This window comes from Marinomonas rhizomae, assembly GCF_003315485.1.
Classification (GTDB): Bacteria; Pseudomonadota; Gammaproteobacteria; order Pseudomonadales; family Marinomonadaceae; genus Marinomonas; species Marinomonas rhizomae.
Map to the genome: position 1 here is coordinate 88,578 of NZ_QNSE01000007.1, position 20,595 is coordinate 109,172.

General features: G+C 44.4%; 14 protein-coding genes. 9 read left to right on the forward strand and 5 right to left on the reverse strand.

Translation table 11 applies throughout. The annotated features are described in order from the left end of the window. Window positions 1-3: 3 nt before the first annotated feature. Window positions 4-1,194 (reverse strand): efflux RND transporter periplasmic adaptor subunit, encoded by a 1,191-nt coding sequence (locus DFP80_RS10060; RefSeq protein WP_113916678.1) that lies wholly within the window; start codon window positions 1,192-1,194, stop codon window positions 4-6. Between the two features lie 93 nt (window positions 1,195-1,287). On the opposite strand from DFP80_RS10060, the gene DFP80_RS10065 reads away from it, so the two are divergent. Next, window positions 1,288-1,866: a TetR/AcrR family transcriptional regulator gene (locus DFP80_RS10065; RefSeq protein ID WP_113916679.1), complete on the forward strand. Its 579-nt coding sequence runs from the start codon at window positions 1,288-1,290 to the stop codon at window positions 1,864-1,866. Here DFP80_RS10065 and DFP80_RS10070 read toward each other — a convergent pair whose 3' ends face one another. The 4 genes from DFP80_RS10070 to DFP80_RS10085 all read right to left on the reverse strand — a co-directional run bounded on the left by DFP80_RS10070 (window position 1,867) and on the right by DFP80_RS10085 (window position 8,245). Further along, window positions 1,867-2,757 (reverse strand): DMT family transporter, encoded by an 891-nt coding sequence (locus tag DFP80_RS10070; protein ID WP_113916680.1) that lies wholly within the window; start codon window positions 2,755-2,757, stop codon window positions 1,867-1,869. Between the two features lie 142 nt (window positions 2,758-2,899). Beyond that, window positions 2,900-4,213 (reverse strand): Na+/H+ antiporter NhaC family protein, encoded by a 1,314-nt coding sequence (locus tag DFP80_RS10075; RefSeq protein ID WP_113916681.1) that lies wholly within the window; start codon window positions 4,211-4,213, stop codon window positions 2,900-2,902. Between the two features lie 309 nt (window positions 4,214-4,522). Further along, entirely contained in the window at window positions 4,523-6,862 is a 2,340-nt protein-coding gene (locus DFP80_RS10080; RefSeq protein ID WP_113916682.1) for a glucose/quinate/shikimate family membrane-bound PQQ-dependent dehydrogenase, read from the reverse strand. A gap of 177 nt (window positions 6,863-7,039) precedes the next feature. Beyond that, complete coding sequence (locus tag DFP80_RS10085) at window positions 7,040-8,245, reverse strand: FAD-dependent monooxygenase (protein ID WP_113916683.1); 1,206 nt, start codon at window positions 8,243-8,245, stop codon at window positions 7,040-7,042. Between the two features lie 333 nt (window positions 8,246-8,578). Between DFP80_RS10085 and DFP80_RS10090 the strand changes: the two genes are divergently transcribed. The 8 genes from DFP80_RS10090 (at window position 8,579) to DFP80_RS10125 (ending at window position 20,415) form a co-directional block, all read left to right on the forward strand. Then, complete coding sequence (locus tag DFP80_RS10090; protein ID WP_113916684.1) at window positions 8,579-10,033, forward strand: circularly permuted type 2 ATP-grasp protein; 1,455 nt, start codon at window positions 8,579-8,581, stop codon at window positions 10,031-10,033. 2 nt (window positions 10,034-10,035) lie between these two features. Beyond that, the gene (locus DFP80_RS10095) at window positions 10,036-10,980 is read left to right on the forward strand and encodes an alpha-E domain-containing protein (RefSeq protein ID WP_113916685.1); all 945 of its coding nucleotides are present in this window, start codon (window positions 10,036-10,038) and stop codon (window positions 10,978-10,980) included. Next, window positions 10,977-14,351 (forward strand): transglutaminase family protein, encoded by a 3,375-nt coding sequence (locus DFP80_RS10100; RefSeq protein WP_113916686.1) that lies wholly within the window; start codon window positions 10,977-10,979, stop codon window positions 14,349-14,351. The genes DFP80_RS10095 and DFP80_RS10100 overlap by 4 nt, the downstream gene beginning before the upstream one ends. Before the next feature lie 29 nt (window positions 14,352-14,380). Further along, complete coding sequence (locus DFP80_RS10105) at window positions 14,381-16,960, forward strand: circularly permuted type 2 ATP-grasp protein (protein WP_113916687.1); 2,580 nt, start codon at window positions 14,381-14,383, stop codon at window positions 16,958-16,960. Beyond that, complete coding sequence (locus DFP80_RS10110; RefSeq protein WP_113916688.1) at window positions 16,957-17,838, forward strand: transglutaminase family protein; 882 nt, start codon at window positions 16,957-16,959, stop codon at window positions 17,836-17,838. Before DFP80_RS10105 ends, DFP80_RS10110 begins: the two co-directional genes overlap by 4 nt. Window positions 17,839-18,070: 232 nt before the next feature. Beyond that, a complete protein-coding gene (locus tag DFP80_RS10115) occupies window positions 18,071-19,459 on the forward strand; it encodes a DEAD/DEAH box helicase (protein ID WP_113916689.1) in 1,389 nt (462 codons plus the stop codon). Between the two features lie 182 nt (window positions 19,460-19,641). After that, entirely contained in the window at window positions 19,642-19,977 is a 336-nt protein-coding gene (locus DFP80_RS10120; protein WP_147243846.1) for a hypothetical protein, read from the forward strand. Window positions 19,978-20,010: 33 nt separating this feature from the next. After that, window positions 20,011-20,415, forward strand: a complete 405-nt coding sequence (locus DFP80_RS10125; protein ID WP_113916691.1) for a hypothetical protein — start codon at window positions 20,011-20,013, stop codon at window positions 20,413-20,415. Window positions 20,416-20,595: the final 180 nt, after the last annotated feature.

A 20,595-nucleotide genomic window follows, 5' to 3' on the forward strand; every position in this document is an offset into this window, starting at 1 on the left:
AGATTAATTCCCTTGTGCTGCTGAAGCCTGTTCACTGTCGACAATCGCGCCGGTCTTTTCATCACGAACCATTGGAGAAGCAATGACTTCGCTGCCAGTACGGATTTTCAAAGAGCCTTCCACCACCACTTTGTCGCCAGCGGTAATTCCGGATAACACCAACCATTGATTATCAATAGCACGTTCTACCGTCAAAATGCGTTTCTCAATGATGTTCTGATCGTTCACCACATACGCCAGCGGATTGCCTTTCACATCACGAGACACACCCTGCTGTGGCACTAACAAGGCTTGTGTGTGCGTTGCTTCATGAATCAAACCTCGAACAAACATACCAGGTAACAACAAATCGTCTGGGTTAGGAAATTCTGCACGTAACGTCACACTGCCAGTATTTTCATCCACACTGACTTCACGCGCCTTTAGCTGGCCTTCATATTCGTATTGAGTACCATCTTCAAGAATCAAAGAGACCTTATTGGAACCTTTTTCAACACCGTCTTGGGACAACAGCGTGCGTTGTTTTAATTGATCTAAACTGGTTTGCGCTAAATCAACGAAAATCGGATCCAAAGAGCGTATTGTGGTCATTACCGTTGACTGGCTACCTGTTACCAACGCCCCTACGGTAACCTGAGAAATACCGATGCGACCATCAATTGGCGCTCGCACTTTCGTATGACCTAAATTAATTTTGGCCGATTCCAATGCTGCTTCAGAACCTTTTTGCTTAGCTTTCGCTTCTAAAAAAGCCACCTGAGCGTCATCTAAATCTTGCTGAGAAACGTTATTTTGCTTACGCAACTCTTTGTAGCGGTTATATTTAAGTTGCGCTGACTTTAAGCTGGCATTACTCGACTCTAAGTCTGCTTGCGCTTGTTTATAAGAGGAAACATAAGTGGAATCATCCAATTCATACAGGACGTCACCAGTTTTGACGTCTTGTCCTTCTTCAAAGAAGCGCTTCTCCACGATGCCACCAACTTGAGGTCGAATCTCTGCAACCAGACTAGATGCGGTACGACCTGGTAACTCGGCAATTAATTCCGTTGATTGTGGCTCGATAGTCACCACACCGACCGGAATTTTTTGAGCCGCTGGCGCTGCGGATTCAGACTTAGAAGCCTCTTCCTGACAACCAACAAGTACCAAAACAAGCAATAAACTTGAAGTATATTTAAATTTAGACAACATTGAGGAGACTTCCTTTAGAAACATTGAGAATGATCATTCACAAAACTATAATCTAAGCCATATCCCAAATACATGACCTAAACGTGCAAATAAATGAGAAGTAGTAAACAGCCCTGTCTTAAAGACCAACGTATACAATGCATTATTGATGCCACTGAACAGCATGTGCTCACCAAAGGCTTTCACAAAGCCAGTATGAGTGAGATCGCAAAATCGGCAGGATTAAGTGTTGGTCAAATCTATCGCTACTTTGCCCACAAAGACGACATCATTCGCGCATTGGTAGAACAGTCTACACAGAAAAAATTACAATTCATGTCATCATTTTTGAACAAAGAAAAATGGCTGGATCGACACTTTTTGGATGAGACAGAAGACACTCAGAAAATCCGTATCATGCACTCGGAAGTACAAGCTGAGGCAGCCAGAAACCCGGTTGTGTTCGACATTTGCCAAGACTCTCAAAACCGCCTTCAACAGCACGCGATTGAGATACTACAGACACGCCAACCTAACATGAGTGTAGACGAAGCAGCGTCTCGCATCGAAATGTTAGTCACCTTAACAGAAGGACTCATGGCGCGCTGGGAATTTCAGCAACGCCCTCTCAGCAAAGAAATGTATCAGATGTACAGCCAAGTGATCGACACTATTTTACCGGATACAATTTAATCAAAAAGATTTAACTGGTTTAAAAATAGTTCTAATCTGAGGCCAACGACTTACCAGCATAGCAATAAAAATCAATAGACAGCCAATCATTTGACCAGAAGCCATAGACTCGCTAAACCAAAAGACAGCAAAAATAGCCGTCCAGACGGGTTCTAAATTCATAATCACCGCCGCATGACTTACAGGTGTCAGACTCATCCCATAAGTCTGCAACAAGAAACGCAAACTGGTTGCCACCAAAGTACTAAGCAAAAACCATCCTGCCGCAGCCATACTCACACTGTGCGGAAGCGTCTCAGTTAACAGAGAAAGCAAAAGTAAAAAACACCCAGCCACACTTAATTGAATGGCCGTTAATACAAGAGCATGCATACGCATGGAAAAGCGTGCTAATAAATTTAATTGAAATGCTGAGCCAAAAGCGGCACCTAAAAAATACAAATGAGCAAACTCAAAATTCAACCCATTATTCAATGCTAAAAAGCCTAAACCAACCACCGCAATGGGCAACGCAACCCAAATACTCATTGGCGGCCTTGCACCAAACATAAAACGCGCAACCACAGGAACAAGCACAACACCAAGACTAGTAATAAAAGCGCCCACGCCTAAGTTTGAGCCTTGATCCAGTCCAGTTACCCAAAACATCATGGTGACGCCCATCACCAAGCCAACCAGGCTAGCTTGTTTAACGCTTTGCCAATCTAAACCACGAAAATACTTTTGTCCCGCGAGAAACAATACAAAACCAGCGACAATAAAACGCACGCCCATGAAAAAAAGAGGCGGAAAACCGGCCAAAGCCTCTTTTGAAAAAATCCAGCCAAATCCCGCTAAAATAGTCACCAGCACTAGTATCAATTCAGCTTTTACATGAGTACCGTGTTTCAAGAGTCTTCCTTACAGTAAAACGTACTTTGTTAAATTTAGAGTATTAAACAGACTAATGAGCATTACGCAAAAAGCCCACACAACCAGTGTCCTTCACTCGCTGTGCGGGCTTTTCTATAAAATAGTTGTCCTAGGATAAAGCCTATTTAGCGCCTTTTGGCCAAGCAATAAAAATAGAGATTAAAGCTGCTACAGCCAATAACCAGCTGTATTGCACATAGCCAATTAGGTCTAGAGGTGACACTTTAGCTAACGAAGACGCTAACAAGATTTGCGCACCATAAGGTAAAATGCCTTGTACGACACAGGAGAAAATATCCAACAAACTCGCACTTCGTTTCGGATCTACATTGTAGCGCTCGGCAATATTTTTTGCGACAGAACCATTAATTAGAATAGACACAGTATTGTTAGCCGTGCACAAATTAGTTAACGCAACTGCGGCACTAATACTCAACTCACCCGCTCTTGTTGACCCGGCTTTAGCGCCTAAGGCTTTACTGATGCGCTCAATTGCACTGACGAGCCATTCTAAACCGCCCTGTGACTTCATTAGCGCTGCGAGACCACCAATCAACAAGGAAAGAATCAAGATTTCCTGCATCCCAGTGTAACCAGCATAAATATCAGCGGACCAAGATGCCACCGAGTAATCAGCTTGCATAGTTAAACCAATTACACCAGCTAAAATAATGCCACTGAACAACACTAACATGACATTTACACCAGCAACAGCCAACCCTAACACCACAACATAGGGTAAAACACGAATCAGCTCGTAGTCTTGAATGTCGTTAATACTCGCATTGCTACTTTGGAAAAATAGCCAAACTAAAGTAACCAGAGCAGCAGGCAATGCGATTTTAAAGTTCATGCGGAACTTATCACGCATATCACAACCCTGCGTTCGCGTCGCCGCAATCGTAGTATCAGAAATAATCGATAAGTTATCACCAAACATAGCACCGCCAATAACGGTACCAACGGTCAAAAGCAAAGATAAATCAGCCGCTTCAGCAACACCAATAGCTATTGGAGCAATAGCAGCAATCGTTCCCATTGACGTCCCCATGGAAGTCGCAACGAACGCGGTAATGACAAACAAGCCAGGTAGAAGAAGCGAAGGCGGAACCACGCTCAAGCCAAAGTTAACCGTTGCATCAACACCACCAACACTTTTAGCCACACTAGCAAAAGCGCCTGCAAGAAGATAAATCAGCACCATGGTAATGATGGTGTTATCGCCAACGCCTTGAATAAAGGTTTCAATACGCTGATTAAAATGTCCTTTACCTAATAAGATAGCCAAGGCAATAGCAGGCAATATAGCAACAGGAGCAGAGATCTGATAGAAGGCAAAATCAACACCTTCTGACTGATACCAAAGGCCGCTGCCAACAAAAAGAACAAGGAAAAGTAACAGTGGCAACAATGCCAGAGGAGATTTAGAAGTCATATCGTCTGAGGATTCCAGATTGAGTTAACCCCGCAACTTGTGGTCTTAGGGTAGAAAGGCGCAAATAATAGTAAAAAGTAGCTCACGAGACCAATAATAATTAGTGATGTCGTTGTCACAAAACGTTATAACGAAAAACTCAGGTTTTAATTTTTTTTATACCAAATAGACATATATGATCTTTTGATAATAAAAAAGCCCAATTGTTTAAACTGCCACTGTCGAGCAACTTAAAATTGGGCTTTTCAATAACAGATAAAGGTAGTTTCTTTATCAAAACTGTCAGCGGACAAGAAGCCCTATAAAAACTTATTTTTTCAGTTTATAAGCCACTACATAATCGCCAATAGTTGTGCCAATGGAGCCATGTCCGCCAGCGACCTGAACGACCATTTGCTCACCCTTACTATTTAAGTAAGTCATTGGCGTCGCTTGGCCACCGGCAGGCAATCGGCCTTTCCATAACTCTTCACCGGTAGATAAATCATAAGCTCGCAAATAGTTATCAACTGATGCAGCCATGAAAACAACACCGCCATCCGTAATCACTGGACCACCAATACCAGGCATCCCCATTTCTATTGGCAACGCCAATGGTGTCATATCTTCAATGGTACCGTTTTTATGTTTCCAGACAGTTTTACCTGTTTTTAGGTCCGCGCCTGCCACGTATCCCCATGGTGGTTGCTGACAAGGAACCCCCAAAGGCGAAAGGAAAGGCTTCAATTGCACCGCGTACTCAGCACCCTCGTTAGAATTAACGCCCTGCTCGCCTTTATTGGCGTTAGTCAAATCAGCCCCTTCTCGCGGCACCAAGGTTGACGTAAAGGCAAGGTACAAAGGCATACCAAACATTTGTTGACGTTTTGGATCGACAGCAATACTGCCCCAGTTGAATACCCCAAAATTACCAGGGTAAATAAGAGAGCCTTGCTCTGATGGTGGAGTATATCGACCTTCATAACGTAATTGCTTAAATTGAATACGACACATTAGTTGGTCCAATGGTGTCGCCCCCCACATATCAGCTTCCGTTAACTTATCTGGCTTAAAGGATAAAGCCGAAGTAGGTTGAGTTTTCGAAGCGTAATCACCAGGAATCGTACCTTGTGGTGCTGGTTCCTCGGTAATAGGAAAAATAGGTTCGCCTGTTTTTCTATTCAATACGTACACATCACCTTGTTTGGTTGGCACAACCAAAGCTGGCTGCTTACCCGTTGGCGTATCTAGATCCAACAAAGCTGGTTGAGCAGGCGTATCCATATCCCATAGATCATGGTGAACAAACTGTTGCACCCAAGCAACCTGACCGGTTTCGAGACTCAACGCCACAACCGAAGTCGCATATTTTTCTTCTGCAGGAGTACGATACATACCTAACTGATCCGGTGTGCGATTCCCCATTGGGAAATAGGCCAAACCAAGATCTTCATCCGCACTAGCAACAGACCAGCTGTTTGGTGAACTTGTCGCATAAGTTTCATCAGGGCCAATCGGCGTTGTATCATCAGGATGGCCAGAGTCCCAGTTCCACTTCAACTCCCCCGTTTTCACATCATAAGCGCGAATTACGCCCGACGGTGAATTCACATCATAGTTATCATTCACTGATCCCGAGACGATTACCACACCACCCGCAACCAGTGGCGGCGACGTAGAATAATAATAACCCGACTGCTTAAATGGCATATTGTGCATTAAGTCCAATTCGCCATTATTGGCAAAGTTAGCACAACGCGCGCCAGTCGTTGGATCCACTGCTACTAAACGCGCATCTGACGTTGGTAAAAACAACTGAGCATCGCACTGCATGCTCGTTAAATTTTGAGCAGGTACAGATGATTTTTGAATAGGTGGGAGCTTTGCAGCATTTGAAGGTGGCAAATAAGACACACCTCGACAAGTTTGATGCTGACGCTGGCTTTCTGCTGGTACTTTCGCATCATAAACCCACTGTTCTTCACCTGTGTCCGCATCTAACGCCACAATCCAGTTATGCGGTGTACAAACGTAAAGAGCATTACCGAGTTTTAGAGGAGTCGCTTCGTAGGTAGTTTCACCTACATCTTTCGGACCTTTTTTGTCACCTGTTTGATACTGCCACGCGACTTGAAGCTCATCAGCATTATCTGGTGTGATTTGAGCCAATGGAGAAAATCGCTGACCTAAATTACTACCGCCGTATGCATCCCATTCACCCTGATCAACATCACCTGTGTCGGCATCAGACATGGTGACTGAACGCGTCATTTGGCCTTCAACTGTTGTCGGTGATGTCATAAACAAAGGCGATATAGTGACCAATGCGGTTGCAAACCAAATTGGAAATAGTAAACGACCACCACCTCGACGTTTAAAATACGCTAATAAAATAAGTGGAATGGCGAGCACTAAAAACAGTCCCATTCGTGTTGCTAAAGGCCACCAACTTAAACCAGACTCCATAATCGACCAAATTAAAGTGCCAATAAGCAAGAGGGCGTAAATAAGGTTCGCTATTTTATTGCGCTTTTTTATCGACAAAGCAACAGCAATAAAAGCAACGCCAGCCACCACATAGTAAAGAGTGCCGCCCAGTGACATTAACCAGCCACCGCCTAACAGCAAGGCCAACCCAATGACCAAAAAAAGTACAGAGAGAATAATCATATGACACAATCCCTTCGTGTTTGAATTCATTCATTTAATGCAGGAAAAAAGCAGCAAGACGGCTGAAAAACAGTCGCCTCGCCACCTATTTACCATAGATGATTACAGCTCAAAGGAAAAGCACAGGGCATAAAATGACGAAATAGACTTTTTTCTTACATATTTATAAAGCAATACTCAAAACAAGGAGCAACCCTTAGTCACATCATAGCCATATACAGCGTCTAACTTAGACTGGATTACATTGGGAACAAAGCGTCCTGCTGCTTGAAGCGCTTTTAATTTCATTTTACCAAGCCCTCCCCCATGCATATGATATAGCCCAGCATTTGCTTTCGACATTTGCTGAATTTTCGTCGCTCGAGGCTTACGAGATTGCTCGTATTTCAACAAAGCATCATCCAAAGCACAGCGAGACAAATACTTAGCTAAAACATAACCATCTTCAATTGCCATCGCGGCTCCTTGCGCCATAAAAGGCAACATAGGATGACAAGCGTCGCCCAACAAAACGGCTCGACCTTTAGACCACATTGGCAACTCTGCTCGTCCATTTAGCGCCCACAAGAAGGTACTACTCGCAGACTTTATCAACTCACTTACTTCAGGGTGCCAATCAGCAAAAGCCCGCTTTAATTCTTCAACATCACCTTCTTCACGCCATGACTCAGACAGCCAATCACTGCGTTCTTCCACTGCAACAAAGTTGACACAGTCTCCACCACGCAAGTAATAGCTCACAAAATGACGCCCCGGCCCAACCCAAACACAAGCATCAGGCTTGATATCAATATTCAAATCACTTACTGGAATAACGCCACGCCATGCTACTTGTCCCATAAAAGTTGGACGCTCTTGCCCTAACATTTGCTCTCGTATTTTTGAGCGAATGCCGTCGGCACCAATCAGCAAGTCTGCACCAAACTCACGACCATCTTCGAGCAACAAATAGACTTGCTTGAGCTCAGTATTTTCGCGATAGCCAGCAGCTGTCGCGTTTAACACCATCTCAACACCGACTTGTGTACAAGCTTCAGCTAAAACCTGATGCAAATCAGCACGATGCAAATGCCAGTAAGGCGCGCCATAACGTGCTTCAGCTTGCTTCCCTAAAGGCGATTTGAGGTAGTATTCGCCAGTTTTATAATCTCGAATGGCAGCATATTGAGGGTTAAAAACAAATTGACTTAACTCAGACTCTAAACCTAGCTGTCGCAATACTTTTAAAGCATTAGGGCTTATTTGCAGGCCTGCGCCAACTTCACCAAGGCGCGCAGCTTGTTCACACACCACGACTTCAACACCTTGCTTAGCCAACGCTAGCGCAGCACACAAGCCGCCAATACCTGCACCAGCAATCACAACACGATTCACCTGATCCACTCACTTGCCCTCTTCGTTAATGCTGCTTTTTGTAAGAATCAAAAACGCCATAGTAGCGAATTCTTGCCTAAATAAAACCGATCTATATCACTTATGGTGAAACAAAAAATGTAGAAATACTTTTCAAATACTATGGCTCGATCCTTGCTATATTTTTCCAGTAGTGCGAAAACATTACTGGCAGCTTAGTAAATCAAGGCAGTGATATCGCTAGGTTTAACCTTACAAAGCAAAGAAGTCTCCCCAATGTGGGGCGGATGCACAAAAAAAGCCCACAAACGTGTGCAAGTTTAAGGCACCCACCTCCGGCTTGATAAAGAGAACGAGGTATACATGGAAAAACTAACCAGCCATTATCAGTCATCTGATTTTTTTGACGAGTTAATAGATGACAAAGGCGACCCAAGATCTCCAGCAAAACAACTCTTGGGATATTTAGAAAGTCTCTCAGAAGACGAACTGGAAAAAAGGCGCCTCACCGCAGAAGCAACGATCCAAGAGATGGGCATCAGCTTCACGGTTTACACAGAGGAAGGTAATATAGACAGGGCATGGCCCTTCGACATTGTCCCCAGAACCATAGAAGCCTCGGACTGGAAAATAGCCGAAGCAGGATTAAAACAACGTCTCACCGCTCTTAACCTTTTCATCAACGATCTCTACCACGACCAAAACGTCATCAAAGACGGCATTATCCCAGAACACATCATTAAAGATTCCAAAAATTTTAGACCAGAATGCGTTGGCGTGTCACCAGCCTACGGCGTATGGGCACATATTTGTGGTACCGATCTGGTACGAGATGAAAATGGCGACTTCTTTGTTTTAGAAGATAATCTACGCGTGCCTTCTGGTGTGTCTTATATGTTGGAAAACCGCGCTATTACTAAGCGAGTTCTTCCCGAATTATTTGAAAACGAATCCATATTACCCGTCGATTCTTACACCTCGCAATTGTTTGACACCTTGGCCTCTTTGTCGCCAAGAGACATAGAAAACCCTGAGATAGTGGTGTTAACTCCGGGTATTTATAACTCTGCCTATTTTGAACACGCCTTCTTAGCACAACAAATGGGCGCGGAGCTGGTAGAAGGCAGCGATTTATTTGTTGACAGTGACGATTGTGTTTACATGAAAACCATCGATGGCCCAGAACGCGTGGATGTAATTTATCGTCGTATTGACGATTTATTCATCGACCCAGAAGCCTTTGATCCTGAATCTGTACTAGGTGTTGCGGGATTAATGCGTGCATGGCGAGCAGGTAATGTCGCACTGGCGAATGCGCCGGGCGCCGGTGTTGCTGATGACAAAGTGGTTTATGCTTATGTTCCAGCCATTATTCGTTATTACTTGAACGAAGAGCCAATTCTTAATAACGTTGAAACCTTCTTGTGTGACGATCCTGAACAACGTGCCTATGTTCTCGCCAACCTAGACAAACTGGTGGTTAAACCGGCTAATGAATCTGGCGGTTACGGTATGTTAGTTGGTCCTCATTCAACCAAAAAAGAACAAGCACTGTTTGCTGAGTTAATTACTAAAAATCCGCGTAACTACATTGCTCAACCTACGTTGAAATTATCCACCGCACCGACGCTTATATCAAAAGGTGTCTTAGAACCACGTCATTTAGATCTTCGTCCATTCATCTTACAAGCTAAGGAAACCTACGTTACCACTGGCGGCCTAACTCGTGTGGCCATGAAAAAAGGTTCCTTGGTCGTTAATTCGTCACAAGGTGGTGGTAGTAAAGACACTTGGATTGTTGAAACAAGGGGGCAGTAATCATGTTATCGAGAGTCGCAGAACGCTTATATTGGAGCGCACGCTATTTGGAACGCGTTGAAAACACAGCCCGCTTGGTCAGTGTTTATGACGACCTATTGTTCGACCTGCCAAAAAATATCGAGGTATCTTGGTATAACTTAATCGAGATACTCAGTGGTGAAGAAGTTTTTGAGCAACGCTACAAAGTAAAAGACGAACGTAACGTCGTGAAGTTTCTTTTAGCCGATGACACAAACTCAAGCTCAATGTTGTCATCATTAAAAATGGTTCGAGAAAACATTCGTACCACTCGTGATGCAGTGCCTAAAGAAACATGGGAGTTAATAAACGAGCTAGACCTATACGCACAACAGAATATCAAGCAAGGTATTAATCGCTCTGAACGACACCTATTCTTGAATACTATTATTGAAGGTTGTCAAAAAGTGATCGGCCTATTTGCCGGTGCGATGAGCCGTGATTCAGGCTGGAACTTCCTGATTATGGGGCGCTATTTAGAGCGCGCAGATATGGGAACACGTATCCTTGATGCGGCCGTATCCTTAATGTTGAAATCTGATCCAGAAGCCAGAATTCAACTTGGACAAGTGACTTGGTCAAAAGTATTAAAATCTCAAAGCGCCTATTTGGATTATCGCCGCACTGTTCGAACATCGATTAATGGTGCAAAAGCCACAACCTTTTTAATGAATGATCCTTGTTTCCCTCGATCTTTAGCTTATTGCTTAGGTCAAATAGGTGAAGCGGCGACAAAATTACCTCGTGCCGGTTTAATTACCGCTCAGGTAGATAAGCTTTTAGAGTTGGATTACCCAATCAATAGTTCAGAAGATTTGGACGAAGACTTCCATAATCATCTCAATGATATACAGATTGCCATTATCGAGATAAACCACCAGATCACCGAAAACTGGTTTCATTTTCGGCAAGGAGACGCTGCATGACCATTAGAGTCGCAATACAGCACAAAACCACCTACGAGTTTGACCGCTTCATCAACGTGGCCCCTCACGTTTTAAGGCTTCAACCAGCGGCGCACTCACGCACAAAAATTCATGCTTACTCATTAAAAGTCTTGCCTGAAACGCATTTTATCAATGTACAACAAGACCCATTTGGTAACTTTCAGACGCGCTTAGTGTTTCCTGAGAAAACCAATAAGCTAGAATTTTACGTGGAAGTTATCGCCGATATGACGGTAATCAACCCATTCGATTTCTTCGTTGAAAGCTACGCGGAAGAATATCCATTTGCCTACGACAAAGCCCTCAAGAAAGAGCTAGATCCTTACTTACAAGTAACCGAATCTTGCCCCTTATTGGATAAATGGCTATCAACAGTGGATCGTAAAAACACCCCGATTAACGATTTCCTTGTGGCGATCAATAGCCGTTTAGCAGCAGACATCGGCTATGGCATTCGTTTAGAGCCTGGTGTACAGACTTGTGAAGAAACTCTAACCTTGAAAAAAGGCTCATGCCGCGACACCTCTTGGTTATTGGTGCAGATCCTTCGTAGCCTTGGTTTAGCCGCACGTTTCGCTTCTGGTTACCTTGTTCAGCTAACATCTGACGTGAAAGCGCTCGACGGTCCATCTGGTCCAGAAGAAGATTTCACCGACTTGCACGCATGGTGTGAAGTCTTTTTACCAGGCGCAGGCTGGGTTGGGTTAGACCCAACATCAGGCCTATTCGCTGGCGAAGGTCATATCCCCCTAGCTTGTACCCCTGAACCCGCTTCGGCAGCCCCCATTACAGGTTTGATCGACGAATGTGAATGTGAGTTTAGCTACAGCAATATTGTGACTCGTATTCACGAAGATCCACGTGTCACCAAACCCTATGCAGAAGGCGAATGGGACACCATCAAAGCCCTTGGTTTTGCGGTCGACAAGCAATTAGAAGAAGGCGATGTTCGTCTCACTATGGGTGGCGAGCCGACGTTCGTTTCTATTGATGACATGGATTCAGAGCAATGGAATACAGGCGCATTGGGCGCAGAAAAGCTTAAATTAGCTAAAGACTTGCTGATCAAAATGAAGCAAGAATTCGGTGCTAACGGCCTGCTTCATTATGGCCAAGGTAAATGGTATCCGGGCGAAGAAGTACCACGCTGGGCGTTGGGTTGTTTCTGGCGCACCGACGGAGAAGCGTTGTGGAATGACCCAAACTATTTGGCACGCGTAGACAAAGACTACAAACACACCATCAAAGACGCTCAAGCGTTTGGCGAATTATTGTGTAAAAAACTAGCCCTAGACAAACAATATCTACAAAGTACCTACGAAGACACACTGTATTATTTGTGGATGGAGCAATCCCTACCTGCGGATGCCGACCCAACTAAAGCCGATTTAAAAGACGATTTAGAGCGCCGTCGCCTAGCAAAACTGCTGAGCCGCGGCTTAAGCACCACAACAGGCTTCGTTTTACCGTTAGAATTCGATAGCGTAAATAATCATTGGAACAGCTCCCTTTGGCCAATGCGCAGTGACGTTATTACCTTGATTCCGGGCGACAGCCCAATGGGTTATCGTTTACCCCTGAATTCTTTACCAGCACAAGCGGAAGAAGATCGCATTCCTGAACGTGACCCGTTCGACCCTCGTCAGCCATTGGCAAACAAAAAAGACAATGCTGTATTAGACAGCGTCGCCAAACAGCATTTTGCTAAAAAACCAGCGCAACCCGCTCCTAGACAGGAAAAATTAGCACCTCAAAAAACGCTGAAGAACGTCATTCGAACTACCTTATGTATCGAACCTCGTGACGGCCGATTACATGTATTTATGCCTCCAATGACGCACCTTGAGCATTTTGTTAGCATTCTCGAGCAGCTTGAAGCGGTTGCAAAGACTCTTGAGCTACCTATCGTCATTGAAGGTTATGAACCACCAAAAGATCCTCGTTTGCAGAAATTCTTAATCACACCAGATCCAGGCGTTATCGAGGTAAATATTCACCCTGCAGCAAGCTGGAAGGAGCTAGTTCACAATACCGAAACCTTATACCGCCAAGCTTACCTTTCCCGCCTAGGTGCAGAAAAATTTATGCTGGATGGCCGCCATACTGGTACCGGCGGTGGCAATCATGTGACACTTGGCGGTCGCACACCCGCCGATAGTCCGCTATTACGCCGACCAGAGTTGCTACAAAGTTTAGTCACTTTTTGGCAGCACCACCCTGGTCTATCTTATCTATTCTCTGGCATGTTTATTGGCCCAACTAGCCAAGCGCCACGTCCCGACGAAGGTCGCGATGAAGCCCTATACGAAATGGAAATTGCTTTCCAAAATATGCCTGAAGGCTTTGTTGAGGAACCTTGGTTAGTTGACCGTTTAATGCGTAACTTGCTGGTCGATATCACAGGTAACACCCACCGCTCTGAATTCTGTATCGATAAGCTTTATGCTGCTGGCAGCGCCAGTGGTCGACAAGGTTTATTAGAGTTCCGTGGCTTTGAAATGCCGCCACATCCACATATGTCTCTCGTACAAATGTTGTTGTTACGCTGCTTAGTCGCACGTTTCTGGAAAGAACCGTACAAAAAACCTCTGGTTCGTTGGGGTACCAGCTTGCACGACAAATTCATGCTGCCTCATTTCGTTTGGCAAGATGTAAAAGAAGTGGTCGAAGATCTTCAACGTCATGGTTTCCCATTCAAACTAGAGTGGTTGGCTCCGTTTGAAGAATTCCGTTTCCCTCATTACGGTCGTCAACAAATTGATGACATGGAAATTGAACTACGCTGGGCGATTGAGCCTTGGCACGTTCTAGGAGAAGAAATCACTGGATCGGGCACCGCTCGCTATGTGGATTCTTCTGTTGAACGTTTGCAGGTAAAACTATCTGGCTTAACCGATGGACGTTATGTGCTTAGCTGTAACGGTCGTCGCGTGCCGATTCGTTCTACTGGGCGAAAAGGCGAATACGTTGGCGCAGTACGCTATAAAGCATGGGCACCACCATCGGCCTTACACCCTACATTGGGAACTGATACGCCTCTAATATTTGATCTTATCGATACGTGGAATGGCTTATCTGTGGGCGGTTGTACCTATCATGTGTCTCATCCAGGTGGACGCACCTATGACAATGTACCGGTCAATAGTAATGAAGCTGAAGCTCGTCGTGTAAACCGTTTTTGGGATCACGGCTTCACCCAAGGCGCCTTGTCTCCACCACCAGCCTTCAGTGCATTGCGCTCTTTTTACCCAAATGGAGACGAACCTCGTGCCATGGCACCACCAGCAGAAGAGCCAATGAATGAATATCCGCATACATTAGACTTAAGGAAGCAGTATAATGTTCTCTAATAATTAATTTTTTTAGGCTCAAGCTCATTATGCAACTTCAAACAGGTAACTTTGTAACGTCGGTAATAGATGAAAAGCCGACGTTACCTTCCGCCTATGATAAACCTATCAATGCTTATGATGAGGCCTTCACGGAAGATCGCCAACCGCGCGCGCATTGGAAAGCTTTACTAAGCAATATGAGCAAGCTTTCAGACGAAGAAATGCTTAATAAGCAACGTCGCGCTCAACGTATCCTTCGTGAAGATGGGGCCACCTACAACTTGACCAGCGACCCACTCACGCCAAGTGTTTGGTCGCTGGACCTTATTCCCAATATTATTCCGACCGATGAATGGCTTGAGATTGAACAAGGTTTAGCTCAGCGCTCAAACTTATTTGATCTCATTCTAAAAGACCTTTATGGCCCACAAGAGCTACTGAAAAACGGCATAATTCCTTCTGAAATTATTTTTAGTCACCCTGGCTTTTTACGTCAGTGCCACGGCGTTATGGTTCCTGGAGCTCATCAATTGCTTCATCATGCAATGGATCTCGTTCGTGACCATAAAGGCCAGTTCCAAGTTATTGGCGATCGTACTCAAGCACCAAATGGTGCAGGCTACGCATTAGAAAACCGCACAGTGGTATCACGAGTGATCCCAAACAGTTTCCGCGATAGTCAGGTACGTCGCCTTGCAGGCTTTTTCCAATCCTTCAAAAATATGCTGACGTCCCTTGCCAGCCAATGGACAGATACACCACGTATCGTCATGCTGTCTCCTGGCGCCTACAGCAGTACCTATTTCGAACAAGCTTATCTATCCAATTACCTTGGCTTTCCATTAGTTCAAGGCAGCGATTTAACCGTACGCAATGGCGCGGTATGGATGAAATCCTTAAACGGTTTGGCTCGTGTCGATGTGATTTTACGCCGTGTCGATGATGCCTACTGCGACCAAGCTGAACTAAAAGCTGACTCATTCCTGGGTGTTCCAGGCCTACTGGAGGTTGTTCGAGCAGGCAATATCGTATTAGCCAACCCTTTAGGCAGCGGCATTTTAGAAGCGCCAGCCTTAGTTAAGTTTTTACCCGCCATCAGTGAGTTCTTAACAGGTGAACAGCTTACTTTACCTTCAGTCGCAACGTGGTGGTGCGGTGATGAAAACGACCTTAACTATGTTATCGCCAATCTTAGTAACCTAATCATCAAACCTGCAATTCGCAGCCATAGTAGCAACAGTATTTATGGCCACACACTCAACGAAAAACAAAAACTCAACACGATAGAAGAGATCAAAAAAACACCTCATCTCTATACGGCACAAAGTTATGTTCCGGGGTCCATGTCCCCCATTTGGTTAGACGGCAAAATACAAGCTAGACCAAGCCTATTACGAGCTTTCACAATAGCCAGCCCAACCGGCTACACAGTGATGCCTGGCGGCTTGTCCCGCGCAGGCGAGTCAACGGAAGAATCCATAGTCACCAATATGTCTATCTCAAAGAGTAAAGACACTTGGGTCATTGCAGCAGAACCAGAAACACAAACTACCTTACTTAATGATCAAGTTTTATTGCAAGACGAAGCCCTACAAGCTAACTTGCCAAGCCGAGTGGTAGAAAACTTATTTTGGATGGGACGTTATGCCGAGCGTGCAGAGATAAGCATGCGCCTACTACGCACCATTTTTAAACAGATGAACGGCATCGACCCATTACCAGAAGAAAGCCGCCGCATGCTGCTTCAAATGGCGTCTACACAAACTGGCTGCTTGCCGGGGTTTATGGAAGCCGATGAAAAACTGCTCGCTGATCCAGAAGCTGAGCTCGTGTCTATCATTACAGATGGAAATAGAGCTGGATCAATCAAAGCCAACCTGCAAGCTATGTTGAGTTGTGGCGAACAAGTAAAAGAAATGCTATCTGCCGATACTCGCATCATTATCAATGAGCTACGTGATCATATTCATGAACTGGATCGGGCATATACTAATGGTTTACCTTCTGCACCTGAAGAATCGTTAGACAGCCTGGTTACCTCTTTGTTAGCGCTGTCCGGTTTGAACCATGAAAGTATGTTGCGTGGACTCGACTGGACTTTTCAGGAAATCGGCCGTCGCACTGAACGAGCTCTACAAACAGCAACCTTACTACGTTCAGCACTAACCACTCCCCTACCATCTGGCCCACAACAGCAAATTCTAGAATCCGTTTTATTAAGCGTAGAAGCCCTTATTTCCTTCCGTCGCCGCTACCGTAATCGCGCACGTATTGCCTACGGATTGGATCTGTTGATGATTGATGGAACAAATCCACGCTCGTTGCTTTATCAAGTAGAACAACTACGTAAATACATTAGAGAATTACCCAGAAATGAGACGACGACACCCGGCCTAAGCCCTGAAAATAAAATTATTTTAAAATCACTAAATGATATCCAGCTTGCTGATTTAGAAGCACTCGCTAAGATCGACCCAGACAGCCAAAGTCGGTTAAAGTTAGACAAACTCATGATGGAGCTTTTGGATCAACTTGAGCAATTTACCATCCTCATTAGCGATAAGTATTTTGACCATACCGCTGGCCCGCAGTCATTGACCGAAGCCTTCAGAGGAAAAAATGTATGAGATACCGCGTTCGCCATATTACGGAATACACCTATGGAGCGCCTGTAAGCTTATGCTACAACATGGCTCACCTTCTACCTCGAGATACGCGCAATCAACGCTGTCTACATCAAAAAGTACAAATCAATCCGCCACCAGTTTATCAAAACGATGGTGAGGATTATTTCGGTAATCAGACGTTTTATTTTTCAATTCAAGAAGCCCATAAAAAACTGGTCATTGACGTCACCACCGACTTTGAAATCGCACCATTAGATGTATTGCAATGGCAAATGCAGAGCTCACTTACTTGTGGCCAATTACGTACGCAATTAAGCAACCCAAACACCCCTGAACTGCGCATGGCAAAAGAGTATTTACTGGATTCACCGCAAATTCGCTGCTCAGAAGACTTAAAAGTCTACGCACTCAGTACTTTCGCTGATGACAAACCTGTCTTACAAGCCGCATTAGCCTTCACTCACAAAATTTTCACCGAGTTCAAATTTGACCCAACAACGACAACCGTTGCAACACCGCTTGAGCAAGTACTTAAACAGCGAAGCGGTGTATGTCAGGATTTCGCTCATTTAGCCATCGGCTGCTTGCGTTCGGTAGGCATCCCTGCTCGATACATGAGTGGCTACCTAGAAACCTTGCCCCCACCAGGGCAAGAAAAACTGGTTGGCGCCGATGCTTCTCACGCTTGGTTCGCGGTGTTTATTCCTGAACTAGGCTGGGTTGAATTTGACCCAACCAATGACTTAATGCCAAGCGATCAGCATATCGTCACCGCATGGGGTCGCGATTATGCCGACGTGACACCACTGCAAGGCGTTATTTTTGAAGGCGGCGGCTCTCAACAACTTGCTGTTTCTGTTGATGTAAAACGAGTCTAGAAAAGAAAGAAGAAGAAAACAGGAAAAATAAAAGTAAGTCTTCGCTCAACATTGTGAATCGATGCAAAGGCGTCTCTTTCTACAACTTTTACTGCGACCTCAGCCTGTACAATTATCGTTCAAAAGTCATACTACATAGCATGTAGAGCCGATATAAGGTAAGCTTCGCGAAATTCTTGCATTACCTGACCTTTCAGCTTTGCACCTGCCTTTATTAAACATGAGAACATCTATGAGTTTCAACAAACTTGGGCTTTCTGCCCCCATCCTAAAAGCCATTGAAGATCAAGGCTATACTGAGCCATCTGCTATCCAAGCTCAGGCAATACCAGCCATTCTTGAAGGCCAAGATGTGATGGCCGCAGCCCAAACAGGGACAGGCAAAACGGCCGGTTTTACCTTGCCCTTGCTTGAAATTCTAAGTAAAGGCGAGAACGCACAAAGTAACCAAGTTCGTGCTTTAGTATTAACACCCACTCGTGAATTGGCAGCCCAAGTCGCTGAAAGCGTGAAAAACTACGGTCAGCATTTATCACTGAAATCCACTGTTGTTTTTGGTGGTGTAAAAATCAACCCACAAATGATGGCTCTACGTCGCGGGGCAGATATTTTAATCGCAACTCCTGGCCGTATGATGGATTTGTATAACCAAAAAGCGGTACGTTTCGATAAGCTGGAAGTGCTTATTCTAGACGAAGCCGATCGTATGCTGGACATGGGCTTTATCCATGACATCAAAAAAATCCTCGCGATTCTTCCGAAAAAACGTCAGAACCTATTGTTCTCTGCGACTTTTTCTCCAGACATACGCCAACTTGCCAAAGGGTTGGTAAATAACCCTATCGAGATTTCCGTTACACCACGTAACGCTACGGCTGTTTCTGTTGAACAATGGTTACACCCTGTCGACAAGAAACGCAAAACTGAGTTGTTAATCCAACTTATCGCCGATGGTCGCTGGGACCAAGCATTGGTCTTTTCTCGTACTAAACATGGCGCTAACAAAATCACCAAACAGTTAGAAGATGCTGGCATTCGTGCTAGCGCGATTCACGGCAACAAAAGCCAAGGCGCACGTACTCGTGCTTTAGCCGACTTTAAAGAAGGTCGTATTCGTATTCTTGTAGCTACCGATATTGCCGCTCGTGGATTGGATATCGAACAATTGCCTCACGTGGTCAACTTTGACTTACCTGATGTAGCAGAAGATTACGTTCACCGTATTGGTCGTACTGGCCGTGCTGGTGCAACGGGCAAAGCCATTTCATTGGTTGCTGCTGACGAACTTGATCAATTACGTGCAATTGAACGTTTGACTCAGAAACTTATTGAACGTCGCTATGAAGATGACTTCATGCCAACACACATGTTGCCTGATACCACTCTGGATACACGTCCAATTAAACCCAACAAACCCAAAAAACCAAAAGCACCACGCGATCAACAAGGCGCAGCAAGACAAGGTAATAGCGCGAAGCAAGGCGGTAAACCAGCAAGACAAGGCAATGCACCTAAGTCTGGCAACCGTCGCCCTGCCGCACAGAAAGCTGAAATGACACCAGGCCAAGGTTTACGTAGCAAACCTTTAGCACCAGCACGCCGTAACCGTAAGCCAGATTAATTTCCAGCTAATTTGCTAGAATAAATAAAGCCACAATGAGATAGTCTTATTGTGGCTTTATTCAATGAACATCTAACAATACTCACCAACATCAAGGACGTGTTATGGGAATAATCATCCTTCCTCTGTTTTTATTTTGGGTAATCTGCTTTCTTTTCTCGCTCCGAATAGGCTATGCCCTATTGAAAGAAGAAAAACTCTTTGCCTATAAACTACTCCCAACGATAGCCGCTATTCTGCTCGCCATTATGTATATGCAGCACTCCCTCAACCAGTTTGAAGGTAATGAGTCACTTTGGGCATTCGAAATATTGTTTTTTTTCCTGTTCAATATAGAGGCTGCACTCTTATATTTAGCCGCACTTTTAACCTACTTCCTTTTCAAGAAACGCATTCAAAACCCATCCATTAAATCTCTGATTTTCATTATCACCTTCTCCATTTCATTAGGAACTCTGCTTGGCTCATTTGGCAGCGAAAGTTTCATGGAAAAACACAACATCGAACAAACACATTGAAAAATCACAAACATTAAACGATAGGATCAGATCATGGGACTGATATTAGGACCTCTTTTACTTTTTTGGATTATGGCTGCTGGATTTTCCATTTATATTGGAAATGCTCTGCTAGAGGACGGCCAATCATTTATAGCCTATTTGATTGCGATCATAACAACATTGGTTTATGTCTTACTGAGCTTTCTGATTCGATTTGGCAATAAAAAAGAATTGTGGGTATTTGAGATCCCTTTCTTTTTCATGACCAACAAAATTAGCTTGTTTCTATATGGTGTATCTATATTTTTTTACGTTTGGGGAGATGCTCTAAAAGCCCAAGAATATGGCAATGAAATGATATTTATCTTAAATTTCACCCTTGCGTTTAGTGCGATTATAGGCACATTTAGTAATGATATTTTCATAAAAAGCCTCGCAATAAAGCGCACTCATTAAATAAGAAAAGACAGCTACTGAATGGGATACGTTGAGGCTGGAAATAAGGTCACACACCTTACATGCCCAGCAATAACTTTTACAAACTTCCTTGATTACGCGTCACTCTTCGAGTGTTATGAGTTAATTTCATACAAAAAAACCACCCGAAGGTGGTTTTATATCGACTAGATATTGCTT